The following is a 6,459-nucleotide window of genomic DNA, read 5'->3' as shown; positions in this document are numbered from 1 at the left end:
AGATCGCGGGTTCAAATCCCGCATGGACCGTCAGGTAAGTCTGATTTCACGTAAGTGAAGTCGGACTTTTTTCTTTGTCAAAAAGCGGTTATGATTAAGTAAAACGCTTGCAAAATGTACTTGGAGATGCTATTATACAGGTAGAGAAAGTACTTTCGAAAGTCAGGACGAACCTTAGAGAAAGGGAGTCTGCGAATGACAGAAAAGATGGTTGATGAATGAGCCTCCTGAAAGGGCGTATTTGTCAGTGTACTGTCAGCGAGACTAAGGCTAAGGCGGCAGTTGCATTTTAGCGGGAAAGCCTTCCGCGCAAAGGTGTTCTGTTTGTACACGGCAGCTGGGCCGATCAAGAATGACGACTCGCTTGGCAGCTTGAAATAAAATTGAATATTATTGGCATAAGGGGCTTCGCGTTAGTGTTGAGACGCGAGGCCCTTTTTGCGTACGCAAGGTGACAGAGTTAGCTTTTTAGCTTTGGGCGTACCGGCAGAAGTTGCTGGCAAAAAATAGTTTATGAGTAAAAAAGAGTTCTAGAAGGTCTAAACTTCTAGAACTCTTTTGATTTTTAATCAAGGTCCTGGTGTTGCTGCAAGATATTCAGGTATTGCTTTTGGATCTCGTTTGGCATGAAATTCTCGCGGATTCCCATGCTGGAGTAACAGTAGCTCCGCTGGCTTGCTACTAGTGGAATAGCCTTGATACCGGGGATGGTTTGCACGGCAATATCCATCAGGTAGGTGACCCCCATTCCTCGCTGGACCAACTGCAGACTGGCGTCAATATTGTCGACGATCAGCTTTTTGGCTGGCTGGAAGCCGGTTTTGGCAAAAAGCCGTTCCAGGGATATTCTGGATAAAAAGCGCTTGTGCCGCATGATTAGGGGAGTGTCCTTGATCTGGGCGATGCGGATCTCATCCAGCTTGGCCAAGGGACTGTCTTCAGCCACTGCCAAAACATATTGGTATCGCTGCAGGGTGGTGGTTTTGATTCCTGGCAGGGGTTCATCGCTTAATCTGGAGAAGACGATCACGTCAAAGCGCCCCTCCCGCAGGTGCTGCTCAAGCAGATGGGAAGGTTCTTCCTTAGTCTCAATATTTGCCAGCATTCTCCCTTGATTGAGGTGGGTGATTACTGGTGCCAGCCAGGCCTTGCCAGCCAGTTCGGAATATCCTAAGCGGAAGTTTTTGGCATTGGCCCGCTTGACTTCGATCTTAATTGAGTTTTCTTCTTTAACTAATTTCTTGGCTCGCTTATATAAGACTTGCCCGGCGGGCGTGATGACCAAGGATGACCGGCTGGACTTTTTAAAAACCAGCTGAACCCCGCATTCTTCTTCCAGCCGTTTGACCATGGCGCTGATGGCCGGCTGGGTAACCTGATTTTTTTGGGCAGTGGCGTGGTAGCTCTCACTTTCTACCAAGTCGATAAAATAGCGCAAATCTCTGAATTCCATGTGAACAATCCTTTCGCCTACAGGTAAAGCAGGTATCTAATCCTAACTTCTGATCGATAAATCGTATTTATCATTAAAACGATTATATTTATTCTAATCGTATTTTTTAGGAAAAGCAAAAAAATATATATTAAAATTCACGAGCGTTCATGCCTCACTAAACAAAGGATGGGCCCTATCCTTGTGAATATAACGCTTACAATTAATCCTTGCTAAGTGAAAACATCTCTGATATATAAAAAGTGTTTTAAAACAAAAAATAATTTATCAAAGAGAGCAAGGTAAGAAGAATGTATGCGACTAAAGATACAAAGTGGAATGCAGATTATGATGTTTTGGTTTTAGGCTTCGGTGGTGCCGGCGGCAACGCTGCCCGGTTTGCTGCTGATGCGGGCGCCCATGTCTTGTTGGTTGACGCAGCTCCATTTGGCCACGAAGGTGGCAACACCCGCTACTCAGCCCAGCACGTGGCAATGGCGACGGATTATGCCAAGATCAATAAGTACTTTAAGCGCTTGGCTGCTCCTTTCCAAATTCCGGAAAAGATGATGGATGTTTACACTGACGGGATCTACCACATGACTGACATGTTCAAGGAACATTTCGGCATCGATGCTTTCGTCTGGTCCCGTGACGTCAAGCCAGGGGACATTTTGGACGAAAAGGAACACATGGCTGAATACCCAGAATACGAAGGCTCTGAAGCTTTTGACTTTGCCTTGGTCCACAACCGCGACTTTGATGCGGAATTCTGGAAGACGATCCGGAAGACGGTTTTGGACCGGAAGGAGCAAATCGACGTCTGGCTGAATTCCCGGGCCAGCCACTTGTTGCAAGATCCAGAAACTGGCGCTGTTGTTGGGGCAGTTGTCAATCGTAATCACAAGGACTACTACATCCATGCCAGAAACGGGGTCGTATTGGCAACCGGTGGTTTTGAAAACAACCCAGTCATGCAGCAAAACTACCTGCACATTACCAAGCTGACGCCATTCGGCAGCCTTTACAACCGCGGCGACGGGGTTACGATGGCTGAAGAAGTCGGGGCCAAGCTCTGGCACATGTCCAATTACGAATCTTTAGGGGTGGTCCCAAGCTACACCTTCCAAGAAGAAGAGGGCCAGCGGGGCCGGCAAATTGGCCACTGGAAGTTGCTTTACAACGGCTCAATTTTTGCCATTGCGGATGACGGCAGCCGCTTTATGAAGGAAGACGCCAAGTTCCGTCATGGCCACATCTACGAACATGGCGACTACTTGATGCCACACGCTTACGACAATGCTTGGCTGGTCTTTGACCAAAAGCAGTACGACCGCTTTGTTGCCGAAAAGGAACAGACCGGCCAATTGCGCTACCCGAAGTTTTTGGACAAGACTATTTCCGCCGCTTCCAGCCAGGAATTAGCCGAAAAAATGGGCGTGCCGGCTGACAAGCTGGCGGAAACGATCAAGACTTTTAACGCCTTCGCTGAAAGTGGCCGGGATGCTGAATTCGGCCGGGAAGCAGCCGGGATGGAAGCTTTTGCCAGTGGTCAGCTCTACGCCATTAAACTGGCCCCAGCTGTTTTGAACACTCAAGGGGGACCGGAAAGAAACGAAAAGGGTGAAATCCTGGATGCTAACGATCAAGTAATCCCGCACTTATACGGAGCTGGTGAATTAGGCGGCATCTGTGCCAACCGCTACCAAGGCGGCGGCAACTTGGCTGAATGCCTGATCTTCGGTAAGATCTCCGGGACAAACGCGGCCAGCGTCAAGGATGATGCCCAAGCCGTCAGTCTGACCAAGCCAGTTCCAGCTGTCAATGACCTGGTAGATGGTGAACGCATGGACAATATTGAACTCGGTGAAAACCAGTACCTGGGTTCAACTGAAGCTGGTATCGGCGGCAAGATTGTGGTCCGGGTAACTTACAAGGACGAAAAGATTGAAGATGTTGAAGTTTTAGAAAGCCATGAAACTGAAGGGATCGGGGCTGTTGCTATTAAGGAATTGCCGGCCAAGATCGTGGCTGCCAACTCAACGGAAATCGATGCTGTTTCTGGTGCTTCAACCACCACTCGGGCCTTGGAAGAAGCCGTAAATAAGGCGATCGAGCAGGCTAAATAGTGGAGGCAAGCATGTTGACTAAAATTAAATGGAAAAACTGGCTCCTGCCCCTAGCCCTTGGCTTGGGCATCTGGCTCTTGACCCCGCTTAAGCCGGCCGCAATCAGCACCAGTGCCTGGCAGATGTTCGCGATTTTTGTCGCTACGATTGCCAGCTGCGTGACCAAGCCAATGCCGATGATGGCGACGACGCTGACTGGGGCAACGGTCGCGATCGTCCTGGGATTGCTGAAGATGGATGAAGTTATCGTTGGTTTCGGTAATTCAACGGCTTGGATGGTGGCCATGTGCATGTTTATGGCGGCTGGCTTTATCAAGTCAGGCTTGGGCAAGCGGATTGCCTACCTCTTCGTCAGAGCTTTTGGCAAAAAGACCCTGGGTCTGGCTTATGCCTTGTCGGTAGTTGAGTCGATTCTGGCGATCGGGATTCCTTCAAACAATGCCCGGGTCAACGGGATCATGTATCCAATCATTGACAATTTGTCCCGGGAAATGGGGTCAGACCCAAAGGATGGAACAGAAGGCAAGATCGGCTCCTACCTGGTCTTTAATGAATATGAGGTTAACAATGCAACCAGTGGTCTCTTCCTGACCGGTTTGGCCGGGAACATGATCGCCCTGGGCTTGGCCAAAACGCAAGGAATTACGATCAGCTGGATGCAGTGGTTTATGGCGGCTAGTTTGCCGGGGATTTTGTCAATCTTGATCATTCCTTTTGTCTTGTACAAGATCTACCCGCCGGAAATCAAGGAAACGCCTAATGCTAAATCCTGGGCTGACAAAAAGCTGGCTGAGATCGGCAAGATGACCGCGGCTGAGAAAATCATGACCGGCGTCTTTCTTTTATCAATTGCCCTCTGGCTCTTTGGCAGCAAGCTTGGGGTCGACGCGACTGAGACTAGTTTTATCGCGGTGGTAATTCTCCTGCTCACCGGCGTGATTACGACGAAGGACCTGCTGAATGAGTCCTTTGCTTGGAACATTTTGACCTGGCTGTCAATTATCATGTTGATGTCGAAAAAGCTGATGACTTTGGGCTTCTTCCCATGGTTCTCCAAGGCCCTGGGCATGGCCCTCAAGGGGATGAACTGGATTTGGGTTCTGGTGATCTTATTCCTGGTCTACTTCTATCTGCACTACCTCTTCCCAAGTATTGCCACTCAGATTTCAGCCCTTTATGCTGGTTTCCTGTCAATTGCCTTAGGTGCTGGCGTGCCAAAACTGATGGCGGCCCTGATGCTGGCCTTCTGCGGGTCAATCTTCCTGTCAACCTCGACTTACTCAGCTGGCCCGGCTGCTATGTTGTCCAGTACTGGTTATGTTTCCAATAAGGCTTGGTGGCGGCTGAGCGCGATTATCGGCGTGATCTTCAATGTGATTTGGCTTGGTGGCGGTCTTTTGTGGACCAAGTGCCTTGGCTACTGGTAAAAATAGCAGAGATTCCTAACACTGGAGCAATTTTGCTCTGGTGTTTTTGTTTTTTAAAAGCGTAACACAACCCAGCGCTGCCATGCCTGCGGTTCCATCATGGGCCGCAACGGCCATGAGAAGTTGATCTTGAGGGATCGTCAATGGGACTGTCCAATGTGCGGAGTACACCACATCCATGACTACAACGCCGCGCTGAACATCTTGGAGAAAGGTTTGCCAAGCTTTCCGATCAGGAATACAAGATAATCTGTATCTGACTAGTGTTAGGCATTGCTCAACTTGCAAGCCTCGGGCTTCAGTTCGAGCTTGGTTGACTCACATTCTAGCGGGAAAACCTTCCGCGCAAAGGTGTTCTGTTTGTACACTGTGATAAAGCTGCTCAAGAATAAGGTATTTGCGAGAGCTTTGAAATAATTTTAAGCGANGAGCGTAGACCAATTAATTGGTCTACGCTCTTAGCATTAGGGAAGTATGTTTGGATGGAGCACTTACAATATTCTAGTTGGATTGATTATCTGATTTTCTTATTTACTTGGTCGTCGATAACCGCAACGGCGATCTGGCAGCGACTAATGACTGAGCTTGGATTTTGTTCCAAGCCTTCATTAAGCCATTCGTAAACGATGGTGTAGATGACATGAGCAGCATCGTTAACAGCCTTAACCGAATAGTCGCCAGTACGGGATCGTCTTCTAACGTATTCCAAGGTTTTAATATAAATTGCTTGTTCAAGCAATTTTGGAAAACGAGCAGCAAACTTGCCATTCCTTTGCTGACTATAGGCCTTGATCAAGTAGTAAAGACGCAATAGGTACTTACGATCATCGAACATGTACAGAAGTAAATCCTGAACGCCTTTGCCGTAATTATTCTCGGCTAACTTGAAATTTGACTCAAGTTTTTTGATCAAGAGCTCAACGCCCAAGTGGGGCATGTCGCCGTAACGGGCATAAAAGGTTGGTCGAGTAAAGTGAGCAACCTGACAGAAATCCGTTACGCTTAACTTGATCTCATTCTCATAGTTGTCAAAGGCTCGGGTAATAATTTCGTCGGCGTTGATTAACATAGTAGATGAAATCAAACCGTATCCTCCTTTCTGCAGTTTAGTAAGTGGTTAGTAACCTTTACATTGTTAGTATAGGGTATCTCAAAGATGCACGCACCTTGCAGGAGAATTGACAGAAAGCGCGGCAGAGCGGCAAAGTAAGGAAAAAGTCGAAAAGTAAGAATGCCGCAACGGCGGCATTTCTACGCTCTGATTTCCGGGAAAAAGTTTTCGTAAAATTTTTTGTCAACTTTTTTGAATTAATTTTTGTGTCTGAAAGCAGCTGTTTCCGAATATTGTTGATGATATTTGGTAAAATAGGCTGAAACATACAAATAAATGTTAATGTTCCTAATTAGCAAAAAATAACAACGTTGCCTCGTGTTTCTGTCGCAAACCGAATGAAAACGCAGATTTGACCTT

General features: G+C 47.6%; 4 protein-coding genes and 1 pseudogene. 3 read left to right on the top strand and 2 right to left on the bottom strand.

Features of this window, described 5'->3' with window-relative positions:
• Window positions 1–565: 565 nt before the first annotated feature.
• Window positions 566–1,453, bottom strand: coding sequence for a LysR family transcriptional regulator (locus FC20_RS08840; RefSeq protein WP_008460375.1), 888 nt, complete (start codon window positions 1,451–1,453; stop codon window positions 566–568).
• 290 nt (window positions 1,454–1,743) lie between these two features.
• Between FC20_RS08840 and FC20_RS08835 the strand changes: the two genes are divergently transcribed.
• The 3 genes and pseudogenes from FC20_RS08835 to FC20_RS10195 form a co-directional block, all read left to right on the top strand.
• On the top strand, window positions 1,744–3,561 hold the full coding sequence (locus tag FC20_RS08835; RefSeq protein WP_008460373.1) for an FAD-binding protein: 1,818 nt from the start codon (window positions 1,744–1,746) through the stop codon (window positions 3,559–3,561).
• An 11-nt stretch (window positions 3,562–3,572) separates the two neighbouring features.
• Window positions 3,573–4,988 carry a DASS family sodium-coupled anion symporter gene (locus FC20_RS08830; RefSeq protein WP_008460372.1) on the top strand — a complete coding sequence of 472 codons (1,416 nt, stop codon included), beginning with the start codon at window positions 3,573–3,575 and terminating at the stop codon, window positions 4,986–4,988.
• Between the two features lie 66 nt (window positions 4,989–5,054).
• Window positions 5,055–5,237: pseudogene (locus tag FC20_RS10195) on the top strand (zinc ribbon domain-containing protein); the annotation flags it as partial.
• Between the two features lie 265 nt (window positions 5,238–5,502).
• Here FC20_RS10195 and FC20_RS08825 read toward each other — a convergent pair.
• Entirely contained in the window at window positions 5,503–6,072 is a 570-nt protein-coding gene (locus tag FC20_RS08825) for a hypothetical protein (protein ID WP_008460371.1), read from the bottom strand.
• Window positions 6,073–6,459 lie beyond the last annotated feature (387 nt).

Origin of the sequence: Lactobacillus equicursoris DSM 19284 = JCM 14600 = CIP 110162, assembly GCF_001434815.1 — a bacterium.
GTDB classification, from domain to species: Bacteria; Bacillota; Bacilli; order Lactobacillales; family Lactobacillaceae; genus Lactobacillus; species Lactobacillus equicursoris.
This window is presented reverse-complemented; position numbering and strand designations above follow the sequence as displayed.